At 49.2% G+C, this 15,422-nt stretch carries 13 protein-coding genes, 1 other RNA gene and 1 other annotated feature; of the genes, 3 read left to right on the top strand and 11 right to left on the bottom strand.

Annotated features, from left to right (window positions below; all coding sequences use genetic code 11):
- Position 1 precedes the first annotated feature (1 nt).
- The 5 genes from ACFSUB_RS00965 to ACFSUB_RS00945 are packed head-to-tail and all read right to left on the bottom strand — an operon-like array spanning position 2 to position 4,070.
- On the bottom strand, positions 2-661 hold the full coding sequence (locus ACFSUB_RS00965; RefSeq protein WP_380711317.1) for a tetratricopeptide repeat protein: 660 nt from the start codon (positions 659-661) through the stop codon (positions 2-4).
- A 44-nt stretch (positions 662-705) separates the two neighbouring features.
- On the bottom strand, positions 706-1,827 hold the full coding sequence (gene mnmA / locus ACFSUB_RS00960; protein WP_380711316.1) for a tRNA 2-thiouridine(34) synthase MnmA: 1,122 nt from the start codon (positions 1,825-1,827) through the stop codon (positions 706-708).
- 16 nt (positions 1,828-1,843) lie between these two features.
- Complete coding sequence (locus ACFSUB_RS00955; protein ID WP_380711315.1) at positions 1,844-2,992, bottom strand: cysteine desulfurase family protein; 1,149 nt, start codon at positions 2,990-2,992, stop codon at positions 1,844-1,846.
- 24 nt (positions 2,993-3,016) lie between these two features.
- A complete protein-coding gene (cymR, locus tag ACFSUB_RS00950) occupies positions 3,017-3,436 on the bottom strand; it encodes a cysteine metabolism transcriptional regulator CymR (protein ID WP_093337724.1) in 420 nt (139 codons plus the stop codon).
- The gene (locus tag ACFSUB_RS00945; RefSeq protein WP_380711314.1) at positions 3,381-4,070 is read right to left on the bottom strand and encodes a YczE/YyaS/YitT family protein; all 690 of its coding nucleotides are present in this window, start codon (positions 4,068-4,070) and stop codon (positions 3,381-3,383) included. Before ACFSUB_RS00945 ends, cymR begins: the two co-directional genes overlap by 56 nt.
- A 193-nt stretch (positions 4,071-4,263) precedes the next feature.
- Between ACFSUB_RS00945 and ACFSUB_RS00940 the strand changes: the two genes are divergently transcribed.
- On the top strand, positions 4,264-5,544 hold the full coding sequence (locus ACFSUB_RS00940; protein WP_380711313.1) for a replication-associated recombination protein A: 1,281 nt from the start codon (positions 4,264-4,266) through the stop codon (positions 5,542-5,544).
- A gap of 81 nt (positions 5,545-5,625) precedes the next feature.
- On the opposite strand, the gene ACFSUB_RS00935 is transcribed toward ACFSUB_RS00940, so the two are convergent.
- Positions 5,626-7,785 (bottom strand): ATP-binding protein, encoded by a 2,160-nt coding sequence (locus tag ACFSUB_RS00935; RefSeq protein ID WP_380711312.1) that lies wholly within the window; start codon positions 7,783-7,785, stop codon positions 5,626-5,628.
- Positions 7,786-7,927: 142 nt separating this feature from the next.
- On the opposite strand from ACFSUB_RS00935, the gene ACFSUB_RS00930 reads away from it, so the two are divergent.
- Positions 7,928-8,491: an RsfA family transcriptional regulator gene (locus tag ACFSUB_RS00930; RefSeq protein ID WP_380711311.1), complete on the top strand. Its 564-nt coding sequence runs from the start codon at positions 7,928-7,930 to the stop codon at positions 8,489-8,491.
- A 126-nt stretch (positions 8,492-8,617) separates the two neighbouring features.
- Here the strand turns inward: ACFSUB_RS00930 and ssrS are convergent.
- A non-coding RNA gene (ssrS, locus tag ACFSUB_RS00925) (6S RNA) lies at positions 8,618-8,800 on the bottom strand.
- A gap of 193 nt (positions 8,801-8,993) precedes the next feature.
- On the opposite strand from ssrS, the gene ACFSUB_RS00920 reads away from it, so the two are divergent.
- Positions 8,994-9,299: a hypothetical protein gene (locus ACFSUB_RS00920; protein WP_380711310.1), complete on the top strand. Its 306-nt coding sequence runs from the start codon at positions 8,994-8,996 to the stop codon at positions 9,297-9,299.
- A gap of 7 nt (positions 9,300-9,306) precedes the next feature.
- Here the strand turns inward: ACFSUB_RS00920 and aspS are convergent, their stop codons facing one another.
- The 4 genes from aspS to ACFSUB_RS00900 all read right to left on the bottom strand — a co-directional run bounded on the left by aspS (position 9,307) and on the right by ACFSUB_RS00900 (position 15,364).
- On the bottom strand, positions 9,307-11,082 hold the full coding sequence (gene aspS / locus ACFSUB_RS00915; RefSeq protein WP_380711309.1) for an aspartate--tRNA ligase: 1,776 nt from the start codon (positions 11,080-11,082) through the stop codon (positions 9,307-9,309).
- Complete coding sequence (hisS, locus tag ACFSUB_RS00910) at positions 11,079-12,362, bottom strand: histidine--tRNA ligase (protein WP_380711308.1); 1,284 nt, start codon at positions 12,360-12,362, stop codon at positions 11,079-11,081. The genes aspS and hisS overlap by 4 nt, the downstream gene beginning before the upstream one ends.
- A 65-nt stretch (positions 12,363-12,427) precedes the next feature.
- Positions 12,428-12,656 (bottom strand) — a binding site (T-box leader).
- A gap of 59 nt (positions 12,657-12,715) precedes the next feature.
- Positions 12,716-13,159, bottom strand: a complete 444-nt coding sequence (gene dtd / locus ACFSUB_RS00905; protein WP_380711307.1) for a D-aminoacyl-tRNA deacylase — start codon at positions 13,157-13,159, stop codon at positions 12,716-12,718.
- A gap of 24 nt (positions 13,160-13,183) precedes the next feature.
- The gene (locus ACFSUB_RS00900) at positions 13,184-15,364 is read right to left on the bottom strand and encodes a RelA/SpoT family protein (RefSeq protein ID WP_380711306.1); all 2,181 of its coding nucleotides are present in this window, start codon (positions 15,362-15,364) and stop codon (positions 13,184-13,186) included.
- Positions 15,365-15,422: the final 58 nt, after the last annotated feature.

Here is a 15,422-nt window from a genome sequence, read left to right as displayed (position 1 = left end):
CTTATTCTTCCCGTAGTTTTTCCGCCTGTTCCCGTCCATTACGGGCCAGCATATGATCGGGCTGTGCTTCGACGGCTTTATCGAAACAAAAGATGGCACGGTCCACTTCCTCGTTCATAAGACGTGCCACCCCGAGGTTGTACCACGCATCTGCGTGCGTCTCGTCCTCTTCAACCACATGCTTCAGCTGTGCTGCGGCTTCCTCAATCTGTTCGGTCTGTGCGAGACACATCCCGTAGTAAAAGCGCGCTTCGGTGTCGGTCTCGTCGCATTCCACCGCCCGCTGAAAGCACGCAAGCGCATGGGGGATTTTCTCCGTCTGATAATAGGTGAGGCCCGTCATATAGTGCAGACTGGCGTCATCAAGACCGGCTTTATTGGCATTTTGGTACATGTGAAGGGCTTTGTCGTATTCTTCTGCATTATAAGACACATTTCCTGCCCCGTAATAAGCTGCAGCCGCCTCCGGATCTATTTTCAGCGCCTGATCGTAAAAGGACAACGCCCGTTCCGGTTCTCCGGCTTCGGACAGGATGTTGCCGAAATTAATATAAGCGGTCGCGTCATCCGGGTTTTTTTCGATCGCCTGGTTTAGAAGTTCCAGTGCTTTTTCAAGTTCTCCCTCTGATATCGCCTGGATTGCCTGTTCATTTTCGTCCATCTTGATTCTCCTTTTTGCGGTCATAGTAAAAAGGGAAAACGCGGTTACGATACCACGCTTTCCCCCGTTTTCACCGCTTCTTCAATCGTCGCGCCTCCGAGGCACACGTCCCCGTCATACAATACGACAGCCTGTCCCGGTGTGATGGCGCGCTGTGGTTCATGAAATGCCACGTAGGCACTGCCGTCCGCTTTTGGATACACGGTTACTTCCTGGTCGGCCTGCCGGTAACGGAATTTCGCTGCAGCGGTGAGCGGCTCTGTCCGTTCGGCCTGGTCGATCCAGTTGAATCCTGAAGCATACAGTCCTTCGGAATAAAGTCCATCATGGTGGTATCCTTGTCCGACAATCAGCTCATTGTCCGGCAGGTTTTTGTCGAGCACAAACCACGGTTCTCCGGGACCGCCGATTCCAAGACCCTGACGCTGGCCGAGGGTGTAATACATCAATCCCTCATGAGTACCTTTGACGATGCCGTCGGGTGTTACCATATTTCCCGGCTGCGCGGGCAGGTAGGACTTCAGAAATTCCTTGAAGTTCCGCTCGCCGATAAAGCAGATGCCGGTGCTGTCTTTTTTATCTGCTGTGCTCAGATTCTTTTCCCGTGCAATGTCTCTTACTTCCTGCTTTTGCAGGCTGCCAAGCGGAAACATCACGCGGGAGAGCTGTTTTTGGCTGAGCTGATTAAGAAAGTACGTCTGGTCCTTGTTCCAGTCCACTCCCCGCAGCATCGATACAGTGCCGTCTTCTTCTGTATGCACACGGGCATAGTGACCAGTGGCCACATAATCAGCGCCGAGCGTTAAGGCGTGCTGCAGGAAAGCCTTAAACTTGATTTCCTTGTTGCACACAATATCGGGATTCGGCGTCCGTCCGGCCTGATACTCCTCCAGGAAATAGGTGAACACCGTATCCCAGTATTTTTTCTCGAAGTTCACGGCATAGTACGGGATATCCAGCTGATTGCAGACGGTGATGACATCGTCATAATCTTCCGTTGCTGTGCAGACGCCGTTTTCATCGGTGTCGTCCCAGTTCTTCATAAAAATTCCGATAACATCGTATCCTTCGTCTTTCAAAAGGGCGGCCGTGACAGAGGAATCCACCCCTCCTGACATACCGACAACCACTTTTGTATCCGCCGGTCGTTTATTGTTTCCAGTCATTTACTTCACCTCCCATTTAAAAGATATCCACCATCATGCTGTCCGTAATCTTTTTTATAACGGCAGCGAGCCGCTGCATTTCTTCCATTGTGTTTTCCGTTCCGAAGCTGAAGCGCACAGATGCTTCCGCCCGTTTGTCGTCCTGATACATCGCCTGCAGGACGTGGGACGGTTCCACAGATCCGGCGGTACAGGCGGACCCGCTTGATGCGGAGATCCCTTCCATATCAAGGCGTACCAGAAATGACTCCACTTCGATCCCGGGAAAATAAATATTGACGATATGAGGCAGATAATGATCGTTTGGACCATTTACCATAAACGATACCTCATGTTCCCGTAAGGAGGCAAGAAAACAGTTTCTAAGTGCTTCCGCATGTTCCCGGCGCCGGTGCCTGTCTGCCACTGCGGCTTCTGCTGCAGCAGCAAACCCGGCGGCTGCGGGGACATTTTCCGTGCCGGCGCGTCTTTTCCGTTCCTGTTCCCCGCCTGTCACACCCGGAGTGAGCGTCGTTCCTTTTCGTACATACAGAAATGCCGCTCCTTTCGGGCCGTTTATTTTATGCGAGGAGGCAGTAAGCATCGTCACAGGCGTTTCACGCACATCCAGTTTCTCCAGTCCATAAGACTGAACCGAGTCGGTATGCACTGCTATCTTCTCTTCTGCTGCATACGCTGCAATATCGCCTACCGGTTGTAAGGTGCCGACTTCATTGTTTGCGTGCATGATTGTAATCAGTATCGTCTCTTCTGTCACCGCCTGTTTCACCTGATCAACATGCACCCGGCCTTCTTCATCCACCGGCAGGTACGTCACATCGAATCCTTCTTTTTCTAATTTTTGGCACGTATGCAGCACGGCATGATGTTCTATGGCAGACGTAATAATGTGTTTTCCTTTATGCTGATGAGCATGCACGTACCCGGTGACAGCCAGGTTATCAGCTTCTGTTCCGGTTCCTGTAAGTACCAGTTCTTCCGGAGCGGCATGGATTGTGGCCGCCAGTGTCCGGCGTGCTTCGTCGAGCGTTTTGCGCGCCTGTCTTCCGTGGGCGTGAATGCTCGACGGATTGCCAAAGTCAGACTGCAGCACATTCATCATGGCAGCCGCAGCTTCCGGCGACACAGGTGTAGTCGCCGCATGGTCTACATAAATAGCGGACATTGGTTCACCCTCCCGCCTGGTGAATTAAATATAAAACATGTAATATTCGTGGTCGTCGTCTCCTTTGTACGAAGACAAGTCCTCAAGTGTTGTGTTATCCAGTACATCTTTGACCGCATCCCGTATTTTAATCCACAAATCGCGTTTTGCCGGTTCTTCATCATCAAGAACCTCCACCGGGCTGATCGGGCCTTCGAGTACCCTGATAATGTCGCCGGCCGTAATGTCGGCTGCGTTTTTGGTCAGCATATAGCCGCCGTGCGCACCGCGGACACTTTTTACGAGCATTGCGTTTCGCAGCGGGGCAATCAGCTGCTCCAGGTAATGTTCTGATAACTCATGTTCTTTTGCAATAGATTTCAGCGACACCGGCCCTTCTCCGTACTTTTCAGCCAGTGCCATCATAATCGTAAGTCCGTAACGACCTTTGGTTGATATTTTCACGCGTTCCACCTCTTCCTAACAATCGGTTCACCATTATTGTGCATTGAGGGAGAGTAAATCCCACCACCTGCCCGATTCCAAGCGAAAACAGAATGGTTCCTATAAAAACAGGGCCTCCAAGAACCCAACCAATAATAAGAACTAGCACTTCCATCAAACTGCGGACACGGGAGACCTTCCAACCTGTTTTTTTCTGCAGGGCCAGCATTAAACTGTCTCTTGGTCCCGCCCCGCATCCCGGAGCAATGTACGTACCGATGCCGTATCCTATCACTATAATTCCCGCCATAAGCATGAGCAGTCTCATCAGGAAGGAGTCCGGGGTGGACAGGACCCATAAAAACAGGTCGATAAATATCCCGACGATAAGCATATTCACTACACTGCCGGCCTGGGGCAGACGTCGTTCCATAAGGGACGACAGCCCGATAATAACAATACCGATAATAATACTCCACGTACCGACGGTCAAACCAAACTGATGCTGGAGCCCGACATGGAGTACATCCCACGGGGCACTCCCAAGTTCGGCTTTGATCATAAGCGCAATGCCAAAGGACATGATGATGATCCCGAGCATAAAAATAAGCCACCTTGCCAAAAGGTGTTCATGTTTTGCGAATTCTCTCTCCATCCTATCTTACGTCTCCCATCAAGAACACCCGGTATCCGGCTTCTGCTTATTTCGATTTAATCCTTTGTTATTATAGCATGAACAGGCCGTCTTTTGCATAAGAGCTGATTGATACGATCCATCTTTCTCTGTTATGTTTCCGTTGAATGTGTTATATTAGAACTGATGTTCTTGCATAAAAGGAGCGTTTCTTATGAATAAACAGCAGCCGCTCCCGTACCGGATGCGGCCGCGGGTTATTGACGAAGTTATCGGGCAGAGCCACCTTCTCAGCGAAGGCAGACTGCTTCAGCGTATGATTCAGACGAGAAAACTGACGTCGATGATTCTGTACGGTCCGCCGGGCACCGGAAAAACATCCATCGCTTCCGCGGTAGCAGGAAGCACAGATATACCGTTTAAAATGATGAATGCGGTCGAACATAACAAAAAAGATATGGAAATAGCGGTCGAGGAGGCGAAGATCTCCAACCAGCTGATCGTTATTATGGACGAGGTACACCGCCTTGATAAAACGAAGCAGGATTTTCTGCTTCCCCACCTGGAAAAAGGGTTGATTATCATGATCGGCGCGACGACAGCCAATCCCTACCACGCCATCAGCCCCGCTGTCAGGAGCCGCTGTCAGATTTTTGAGCTGCAGCGCCTTTCCATCGAAGAGGTGATGGACACGCTTTACTATGCTCTTCAGGACAAAGAGCGCGGCCTCGGGAACTATCAGGCTGAACTTCAGCAAGATGCCGCCCGTCATCTCGCTGAAGCCGGCGGCGGAGACCTCCGTACAGCTCTTGGTGCTCTGGAACTGGCGGTGCTCTCCACGCCTCCGGATGAAGACGGAACCATTACCATCGACCTTGCTGCGGCAGAAGAATGCATTCAGAAAAAAAGCTTCCAGCATGACAAAGACGGTGATGCCCACTATGACGTACTCTCTGCGTTCCAAAAATCCATCCGGGGCAGCGATGTAAACGCGGCTCTTCATTATCTCGCCCGGCTGGTGGAAGCAGGGGATCTTGTCAGCATCGGCAGACGCCTGGTTGTTACCGCCTATGAAGATATCGGCCTTGCCAGTCCGCAGGCCGGACCAAGGGCACTTGCCGCTGTGGAAGCAGCGGAACGTCTCGGCTTTCCGGAAGCAAGAATTCCCCTTGCCGATGCTGTCGTGGAACTATGCCTTTCGCCTAAATCAAACAGTGCCTATACAGCGTTTGATCAGGCCCGGGAAGCACTGCTGAAACACGGAACGCCGGACATTCCGCTTCATTTGAAAGACGCTCACTACAAAGGTGCTGAAAAACTCGGACACGGCAATACGTATCAGTACCCGCACCATGATGCAAGAGGGTGGATTCCCCAGCAGTATCTCCCTGATGCTGTCAAACATGATCAATATTATGTACCAAAAACCACCGGTAAATTCGAACGTGCGCTGGCCGATGTTTATTACAATATGGAAAAAGACAGAAGAACCTGACGGGCTCTTCTGTCTTTTTTTTGAGTGATTGCTGCGTGCCTTCGGTAATTCAGCAAAACCGCCGATATCATCCATACTTCCTTATTGTACCGGCAGCCAAATGTCAAATTCGGAGCCGTTTCCTTCCTCACTGTGCACATCAATGCTGCCGCCTGCTTCTTCAATAATCTGAAAGCAGGTCATCAGCCCGAGCCCGGTACCATCAGCCTTCGTTGTATAAAATGGACTCCCCAGTTTATCCAGTGTTTCAGCATCCATTCCACATCCGTCATCCATGATACGAATACTCACGCCCTGCCGGGAAAAATCAGAACGGCTCTTTGTCTCTACGAAAATGTGACCATTGTGTTCCACCGCTTCCACCGCGTTTTTAATGAGATTCATAAATACCTGCCTCAGTTTCTTATCTTCCCCGTACACTTTCGGAAGTTCTGCATCCAGTTCCTGTTCCACCGAAATATTGCTGTGATCGGCACGTGCCTGGAATAAATAGATAGTATGGGCCAGGATTTCATTCACATTGATATAATCTTTGTCCTCTGTTTTGTCCGGTCTGGCAATCGTCAAAAGATCTTCCACGATGCTGTTCACCCGCTCAATTTCCGAGATGATAATCTGATAGTGATAGCTGCTCACCCCGCCTGCATCCGGTGATTCCTTGAACAACTGCATAAAACCATGGATGGTTGTCAGCGGATTTCTGATTTCGTGGGCAAAACCTGCCGAAAGCCGGCCGATTACTTTCAGCTTTTCACTGCGGAGCAGCTCTCGTTCCATCTCCCTTTTTTCTGTAATTTCTTTAAATACCAACAGAAAATCTTCCACTCTGCCGTCATTTTCAAACGATGGAAGAGGTGTGTTACTGAGGAAAAAAGAGTGAGTCCACCCATGAATCGTGCAGTCAAATTCAAAGATCGTTGAACGGTGGTCCCTGTCGTCAGACAACGGAACATGTCCCATGAAAGAAGCAAATTCCGGACATATTTCCTTCACTTCATGGAGGGGGCGGCCCAGCACTTTCTCTTTTTTGCAGCCGAAAAGATTTTCACACGTCCGGTTGAATGTCGTGATCGTAAGGTCTTCCCGGTTGATCGAAATAACGCCGTTATCTGTTGCCTCGAGAATCAGTGAGGACTTCTGGTGGGCCTTTTCCCGCTCTTCCAGACGCTCTGTCATGTCATTGAATGTCCGGTTCAACTTGTTAATTTCTTCATACGCGTTGGAATGAAGCGGTGTTACTTTTTTCCCTTCCGCAAAAGAACTGGCAGCCGATACCAGATTTTCAACCGGGGAGGTGATATAGCGTGACAGCTTAAACACCGCCGTCACTGTGATTAACAGTACAACGCTGAACAAGGCCACGTATTTCCAAAGCAGGCTCCGGAGCGGGGCGTATACTTCATCTTCAGGAACCGATACTCCGACATACCAATCATTGCTGAACCCCTCCATCTGTTCTACAGGCGCAATGGCACTCACACTTTGTGTCTCTTCATTGTGAATAAGACCGGGCTGTTCCCCGAATCCTTCCATAGTACTCATGTTCTTGTGTGATTCTTCAAGAAAGTTTTTCTCCAGGATATAGTCCTGATCAGGATGGGCAATATAATCCCCGGACTGATTCAAAATAAAGGTGTCTCCTGATGGGTTTAAATTGTTCTGCTGCGCGGAATATTCACTGGTCCGCTCCCATAAAAACGACCACAGGTTTTCCAGATCAAAGGAAGGAGAAAGGACACCGATAACCTCTCCCTCTTCGTTCTCCACCGACGCTGCCATCGCAAGGATAGGACTGTTTACGACGGGGGAGTTGAATATGTCTGACAGAAACACACCACCCTCTTTTGCTTCCTGAAACCATTGTCTTTCAGAAACATTGTTTCCAACTACGGTGCCATCTGTATCAACAGTGACCTGCCCTTGTGGACTGACAAAGATAAGACCGTAATACAGCTCATGGTTATGTATAAATTTCATAAATTCCTGCTGCATTTCTTCTTTTCCCGCCTCTTCATCCATCAACACAGGATTGTCCGATAACTGTTCAAGATCAAAAAGCCGCTCACGCACAATATCTTCCACCGCCACCGATAGATTGTCCGAGTATATAAACAGTGTCTGTTCGATGCGGTTCGTTAAATCATTTTTCTGTGTCTGATAGGAAATGATACCTGCCACCGTAAGCGGCAAACAGGTAATCACTAAAAATATAAGTAAAAGTTTGGAGCGGAGGGTTTTCATTCTTCTCACCTACCTCGAGTCCACATCTTCTTGCTTCGCGGTTTCTCTTCCCCGCTTTTGTCCCAGGTATACATCCCTTCTTCCCAGGCTACACTAGAACCTGTCAATCTATGGACAGGAAACCGAAAGGAGAGATCGAGCTGTGAGTGTAAGACAGGATGCCTGGTCCGACCGGGATGATCGTTTTCTTGCTGATACCATTTTGCAGCACATCCGGGATGGAAGCACGCAGCTGCATGCTTTTGATGAAGCAGGAGATGCACTGGACAGAACATCAGCTGCATGCGGCTTCCGCTGGAATGCCATCGTGCGGTCCAGGTATCAGCAAGAAGTTAAAACAGCTAAACGGGAACGTAAACAAAAATTAAAAAAATCAGCCCATCAGGCCGCTTCCAGCCTGAAGAAAAACAGTCAACCTTCGTATGTAACATTGGAATCTATCATTAAAGCTTTGGAACGGCTGGAACCTGCCTTGTCAGAGACGTCCGAAGAAACCATCGCCCGGCTGGAATCCCGGCATGAAAAACTGCAGCAGGAAATCAACAGAATAACGAACGACTATCTGGCCGTAAAACAGGATTATGACACCATCGTAAATATGATGAACCGGGCCAGAGAAATGGCTGTTACCGAGGAGACAAATCAGGTTTCCAACTTTTTCCGAATGGACCGGAATGGAAATCTGGAAAAGATGGAGAATGCCTGAAAATCACTGCTTCTCATTATCTCACAATTGCTCCCTGGAATGAAGAAATTCCTGATTATCTTCTGTCTGAAAACATACAAAACCCCAGAGGAAGTAATCCCCTGGGGTTACTGCTTTCAAAAATAGAAGAGTCCCGATGTGCCGTCAAACTGACCTGGTTTTGAAGCCTGCATCGGCAGGTGGGTGCCCTGTTCAATTGTTCAGACTTCCACAATAAAGAGGCGTGTCATTCCAATTGAAACGTCCGGGCTCCCAATGTAAAACTGTTGGCTCAAAACGATTAGTGTCCCACGTACACCTCAGGACTCTTCAAATTGATTGATTACATCATAGCATGGATCGATGCGGTGGTCAAGAATGAGTCCTCTTTTCTGCCGGTATTTTTGAAAATGAAGGAAAGCCCCTGTTTTTTCAAAGAAGAGGGGTTAACAAACGGCTGATCAGGGTATAGGTTGGACTCAAGGTCATGAAACCAACCAGAAGAAAGGACGTCCGCTTCTAAATGAGTAATGAACATAAAGACGCCAACCGGCTTGCCAGACAGGAAGTCATTCACGTGGAACAGACGATTGAATGGCTCGAGAAAAAACAGAAGGAATACAGCGGCTGGCTTGATTTATACGAAGACAGGATTGAAAGTCATGTTCACCATTATCCGCTGCGCGACGTATTTGACATATCCTTCCGCTGGGAACCCGGTCAGATAGGATTTCTCTATCTGCATACGACCAGCGGCGTACGCACCTTTCAGATCAAAACGGATCCTTCCCCTTTTATCACCGCGTTCCGGAAGACTGACCACATTTAATTCCGTCTCACTCTTTTTCCCGGGGAATTACTTTCAGATCCAGTTCATCAAGCTGGCTGTCACTGACTTCTCCGGGAGCTCCGGTTAACGGGTCGCTGGCGCTTGCTGTCTTAGGAAAGGCGATGGTATCCCGCAGATTATTGCTTCCGGCGAGAATCATAATCAGGCGGTCCAGCCCGAGCGCAATTCCACCATGCGGCGGAGTGCCGTAATCAAATGCGTTCAGCAGAAAACCGAACTGTTCTTCTGCTTCCTCGCGGCTGAAACCAAGCGCGGAAAACATTTTCTCCTGCAGGTCTCTCTCGAAAATACGCTGGGAACCGCCGCCAAGCTCATAGCCGTTCAACACAAGATCGTAAGCTTCTGCTTTCACTTCTTCCGGACGATCCTCAAGTTTATCGATATCCTCAGGTATTGGTCTGGTGAATGGGTGGTGCATGGCGGAGTATTTCTTTGTCTCCGGGTCATATTCCATTAACGGGAATTCTGTCACCCACAGAAAATGAAAGGCATTCTCGTCAATAAGACCAAGTTCTTTTCCAAACTTCAGACGAAGCGCTCCAAGCGCATCAAAGACAATCTGTTTCTGGTCGGCACCAAAGAACAACAGATCTCCGGCTTCGGCATCCATTGCTTTCCGCAGCTCTGCTGTTTCTTCATCCGTAAAGAACTTGGCGATCGGGCCTTTCAGCTGCTCCTCTTCGACCTTCAGCCAGGCGAGCCCTTTCGCACCGTAAATCGCAACGAATTCTGCCAGGTCGTCGATTTCTTTGCGGGACATGGAGTCAGCAACGCCTTTAACATTCAGTCCCTTCACAATACCACCGTTTTTCACAGCGTCATTGAATACTTTAAAGCCGCTGTCTTTCACAATATCACTCAGTTCTACCAGTTCCATTCCAAAACGGGTATCCGGCTTATCCGAACCAAAGCGGTGCATCGCTTCTTCATACGTCAAACGCTTAAAAGGCGCTTCAATATCCACGTCATGAATGTCTTTCATGACCCGGCGCATCATGTTTTCCATCATGGGCAGGAAATCTTCTGTATTCATGAAAGATGCTTCAATATCGACCTGTGTAAACTCCGGCTGCCGGTCTGCACGGAGGTCCTCATCCCGGAAACAGCGTACAATCTGGTAGTATTTTTCAAAGCCTGACACCATCAACAGCTGTTTAAAAAGCTGCGGAGACTGCGGCAGGGCATAAAACTGTCCGTGGTGCACCCGGCTCGGTACGAGATAATCACGTGCGCCTTCCGGTGTACTTTTGGTCAGCATTGGTGTTTCCATCTCAAGAAAATCCTGTTCGTCCAGAAAATCCCGGATCAGCTTCGTCGTGCGGTGGCGCATTTTAAATGTTTCACGCATCCCCGCGCGTCGCAGGTCAAGGTAGCGGTATCTCAGACGGACATCTTCTGATACCTCCGTGTCGTCTTCTATCTGAAACGGCAGCGGCTTCGCGTCATTAAGAATCGTCACTTCATCGACCTGGACTTCAACGGTGCCGGTCGGAATTTTTTCATTAAATGTTTCCTCATCCCGCTTTACGACGGTGCCTTTTACATCCAGCACATACTCACTTCTTACTTTATCCATCGTTTCAAGAGCCCCCGGAGAAATTTCCGGATTGGCTACAATCTGCACAATGCCGCTGCGGTCACGCAGGTCGATAAAAATCACCTGGCCGAGGTCACGTCTCGTCTGGGCCCATCCTTTTAATTCAACGACGGAACCAATCGTTGATTCCGTAATATCTGTACAATAATGCGTTCGACCTATCATTTTTTTTCCTCCTTCAATTGCTTGGACAAACGGGCTGGAAGTTCTTTGATTGCTACTTCCTCCTGGCCGCCGCTCTGCATGTTTTTCAGGTTGATTATTCCGGCATTCCATTCTTCTTCTCCAAGCACTGCCGTAAACAGAGCCTGCTGCCGGTCGGCGGCTTTAAACTGTCCTTTCATTTTTCTGTTCATATAATCCTTATCTGCGGTTATCCCTGCCCGGCGGAGTTCCGTCAAAAGCGCTGCTGCATCTTTATCCGGTTCTTCGCCCTGTGTTACAAGATAACAGTCCAGTCCCGCCTGCATCGGAACTTCCACGTTCTGGGCCTCAAGAGCCATGAGCAGTCGTTCCACACTCAGAGCAAAGCCGATACCAGGGGATTCCGGACCGCCAAGTTCTTCGACGAGTCCGTTATAGCGTCCTCCGCCCATCAGAGTGGAAATGGCGCCGAACCCTTCTCCTTCAATCATAATCTCAAAGGCCGTGTGATTATAATAATCAAGTCCCCGCACGAGATTTGGATCTACTTCATAAGGGATATCCATTTTGCTCAGCATTTCTTTCACTGTCTCAAAATACTTTGTCGAATATTCATTCAGATAGTCCAGAATGGATGGTGCATTCTGCATAAGAGGATGGTCTTTGTCCTCTTTACAGTCCAGAATGCGGAGCGGATTCTTTTCCAGCCGGCTTTGACAGTCGCTGCAGAATTCGTCAATCCGCGGCTTGAAGTGGCTGATCAGCGCATTGCGGTGGGCGTTTCTGCTCTCCTGGTCGCCAAGGCTGTTCAGAACAAGCTTCAGCCCTTTCAATCCGGCTTCCCGGTAAAATTCCATCGCAAGGGAGAGAACTTCCGCGTCCACTGCCGGATCGGCACTGCCGACAGCTTCCACCCCGAATTGAACAAATTGGCGCATTCTTCCGGACTGCGGCCGTTCATAACGGAACATCGGACCGGTGTAATACAGCTTGTCCGGCTGGTCCGGAAGGCCGAACCGCTTGTTTTCGACGTAAGAACGAACAACAGATGCGGTTCCTTCAGGCCTCAGCGTCAAACTTCGTCCGCCTCGGTCTTCGAATGTATACATTTCTTTTTGTACAATGTCGGTCGTGTCACCGACCCCTCGCTGGAACAGTTCCGTCTGCTCAAATATAGGAGTACGAATTTCTGCGTAATTGTAACGGCGGCAGATGTCATGCCAGATACGTTCCACATACTGCCATTCTTCCGAATGCCCCGGCAGAATATCCTGCGTTCCTCTTGGTATACGTATATTCATATCTAAGGCTCCTTTCTACGACTTATTGCGGCATTAAAAAAACCCGTCCCCCTACGTAGTATAATACGAGGGACGAGTTTTTCCCGTGGTGCCACCCTGCTTGAAATATGCTGCGCATATTTCCGCTTCTTTTACGTTAACGCCTGAATACGTCCGTCCCTACCAGCTTCACAAGCCTTCGAAACGAAGCCTCGGGAGTGTCTTTCAACAGGGGGACGTGGAACTGATTTCAGCTGCAGCAGTTCCTCTCTGAAACGCCTTATTCCTGTTTACTTTCTCTGTCGTCAGCTTTCTTTATCTTTTCATAACTGATATATATCATACGAATCTCCAGGCGGATTGTCAAGGGAGTTTCAGGAAGGAGAATCCAGCACGAAGGTCACCGGTCCGTGATTCGTCAAAGAAATATTCATTTCCGCGCCGAACCGGCCGGTTTCCACTTCCGCCCCTTTTTCAGCGAGCCGTGCGTTAAACCGCTCGAACAGGGATTCTGCTTTTTCCGGTGCTGCGGCCTGCATGAAATTCGGCCGCCTTCCTTTCCTCGCGTCCCCGTAAAGAGTGAACTGGGGAATGGACAGGATTTTCCCTCCCTGGTCCAGCAGGGATTCATTCATCTTTCCCTCGGCATCTTCGAAGATGCGAAGGTTTACGATTTTTTCCGCCATCCAGCTGATATCGTCATCGGTGTCTTCATGAGTGAATCCAACGAGTGCCACTATACCATCTTCAATCGAGCCGGTGACGGTTCCATCCACCTCACAGCTTCCGCCGCTTGAGCGCTGAATGATTACTTTCATCGTTCCCATCCTTTCCTGTCCGTTTCACTGAACCCTGCGCCGCACCGAATAAATATCGGACAGCTTTTTCACTTTTTCCACCACCCGGTGAAGATGATCTATATTAGATATCGAAATCGTTACATCGATAACGGCCACTTTATTTTTATCGGAACGGCCGTTCACAGCCGTGATGTTGGTTTTTGTTTCGGTTACCGCCTGCAGGACTTCATTTAACAGACCGCGCCTGTCGTATCCGGTAATTTCGATGTCGACGCTGTAGTTTTTGCGTTGGTCGTTGGCTGCTTCCCACTCCACTTCCAGGAGACGGGAAGTTTCTTCTACATTTTTTACGTTCGGACAGTCTTTGCGGTGAACCGATACTCCACGTCCTTTCGTAATGAAACCGATGATTTCATCCCCGGGGACGGGGTTACAGCATTTGGAGAGCCGGATCAGGAGGTTGTCCATCCCTTTTACTTTCACACCGGCGCCTGTGTTTTGGGACTCCGTCTGGGTTGTCACTTCTTTAACCGCTTCGGCGACCGGCTTTTGTTCTTCTTCTTCCTCCTGCTGCTGGCGGATTTTATCTGTCAATCTTGTCACGACCTGTTTTGGACTGACACCGTTATATCCAACCGCTGCGAACATGTCCTCTTCGCTTGTGAAGCTGAACTTTTCCGCTGTGTCCTGTTTTGTCTCCTCGGTCATGACCTGTTTTGTATCAAAGCCCTGGTTTTTTAGTTCCTTTTCTACCATGTCCCTGCCTTTTGATACATTTTCTTCACGCCGTTCTTTTTTGTAGAACTGCTTGATTTTATTTTTGGCATGGGAGCTCTGGGTCAGTTTCAGCCAGTCCTGGCTCGGACCGTAGGAATGCTTGGACGTCAGCATTTCAACGATGTCCCCCGTATTGAGCTGATAATCAAGGGGGACCATTTTTCCGTTGACCTTTGCACCAATCGTGCGGTTGCCGATCTCCGTATGAATCCGGTACGCAAAATCTATCGGCACCGACCCGCGCGGAAGTTCGATAACATCTCCTTTTGGTGAAAAAACAAAGACCATGTCGGAGAACAGATCCATTTTCAGCGATTCCATAAAGTCCTGGGCATCCGCTGTTTCATTCTGCCATTCGATGATTTCCCGGAACCAGGTGAGCTTGTCCTCAAGAGACGTGCCCGACGCCGTTTTCCCTTCTTTGTAGGCCCAGTGCGCGGCAACCCCGAATTCTGCCACGCTGTGCATGTCCTCCGAGCGGATCTGCACCTCGAGCGGCTCCCCTTTCGGTCCAATAACCGTTGTGTGCAGGGACTGGTACATGTTGGCTTTGGGCATTGCAATATAATCTTTGAAGCGTCCCGGCATCGGTTTCCAGCACGTATGAATGATTCCAAGTACCGCATAACAGTCTTTAATACTTTTCACGATAATACGAACGGCCAGCAGGTCATAGATTTCATTAAATTGTTTCTTCTGTTTCACCATTTTCCGGTAGATACTGTAGATATGCTTGGGCCGCCCGTATAATTCGGATGCTTCGAGATTCGTCTTATCCATATTTTTCTTTATTTCATTAATCACTTCATCCAGATACTGCTCCCGCTCCGCGCGTTTTTGCTTCATCAGGTTCACGATGCGGTAGTACTGCTGGGGGTCCAGGTAGCGCAGAGCCGTATCTTCGAGTTCCCATTTAATCGTGGATATACCGAGCCGGTGGGCAAGCGGCGCAAAAATTTCCAGCGTCTCATTTGAAATTCTCCGCTGCTTGTCCGGAGGAAGATGCTTCAGGGTGCGCATATTATGCAGACGATCAGCGAGCTTGATTAAAATGACCCGGATATCTTTGGCCATCGCCACCACCATTTTGCGGTGATTTTCCGCCTGCTGTTCTTCTTTCGATTTATATTTTATTTTTTTCAGCTTGGTGACACCATCCACCAGCATAGCGACTTCCTCATTGAATGCTTCTTCGATATCCTCTACTGTCACTTCCGTATCCTCTACGACGTCGTGCAGAAAAGCTCCAGCCAACGTATCCGGATCCATCTGAAGTTCGACCAGTATTCCAACAACCTGGATGGGATGCAGAATGTAGGGTTCGCCGGACTTGCGGTACTGGTCCTTATGAGCTTCTTCGGCATATTTATAAGCACGCTGCAGAAAAGAAACATCATCCTCCGTCAAAAATTCTCTGGATTTTTCGAGCACTTCATCGATGGTCATTCAATCACCCTGCAAGCCTTTCTAAAATGATTCGTATAGTATATTATCTTTAAAATTT

This window comes from Salibacterium lacus, from assembly GCF_042684865.1.
In the GTDB taxonomy this organism is placed as follows: Bacteria; Bacillota; Bacilli; order Bacillales; family Marinococcaceae; genus Salibacterium; species Salibacterium lacus.
This window is presented reverse-complemented; position numbering and strand designations above follow the sequence as displayed.

Excerpts from the sequence above, each read along its gene's own strand:
- ACFSUB_RS00945 (WP_380711314.1), bottom strand. The coding sequence starts at position 4,070 with ATGGAGAGAGAATTCGCAAAACATGAACACCTTTTGGCAAGGTGGCTT.
- hisS (WP_380711308.1), bottom strand. The coding sequence starts at position 12,362 with ATGAATATACGTATACCAAGAGGAACGCAGGATATTCTGCCGGGGCAT.
- mnmA (WP_380711316.1), bottom strand. The coding sequence starts at position 1,827 with ATGACTGGAAACAATAAACGACCGGCGGATACAAAAGTGGTTGTCGGT.
- dtd (WP_380711307.1), bottom strand. The coding sequence starts at position 13,159 with ATGAAAGTAATCATTCAGCGCTCAAGCGGCGGAAGCTGTGAGGTGGAT.
- ACFSUB_RS00940 (WP_380711313.1), top strand. The coding sequence starts at position 4,264 with ATGAATAAACAGCAGCCGCTCCCGTACCGGATGCGGCCGCGGGTTATT.
- ACFSUB_RS00935 (WP_380711312.1), bottom strand. The coding sequence starts at position 7,785 with ATGAAAACCCTCCGCTCCAAACTTTTACTTATATTTTTAGTGATTACC.
- ACFSUB_RS00900 (WP_380711306.1), bottom strand. The coding sequence starts at position 15,364 with ATGACCATCGATGAAGTGCTCGAAAAATCCAGAGAATTTTTGACGGAG.
- ACFSUB_RS00965 (WP_380711317.1), bottom strand. The coding sequence starts at position 661 with ATGGACGAAAATGAACAGGCAATCCAGGCGATATCAGAGGGAGAACTT.
- ACFSUB_RS00955 (WP_380711315.1), bottom strand. The coding sequence starts at position 2,992 with ATGTCCGCTATTTATGTAGACCATGCGGCGACTACACCTGTGTCGCCG.
- aspS (WP_380711309.1), bottom strand. The coding sequence starts at position 11,082 with ATGATAGGTCGAACGCATTATTGTACAGATATTACGGAATCAACGATT.
- ACFSUB_RS00920 (WP_380711310.1), top strand. The coding sequence starts at position 8,994 with ATGAGTAATGAACATAAAGACGCCAACCGGCTTGCCAGACAGGAAGTC.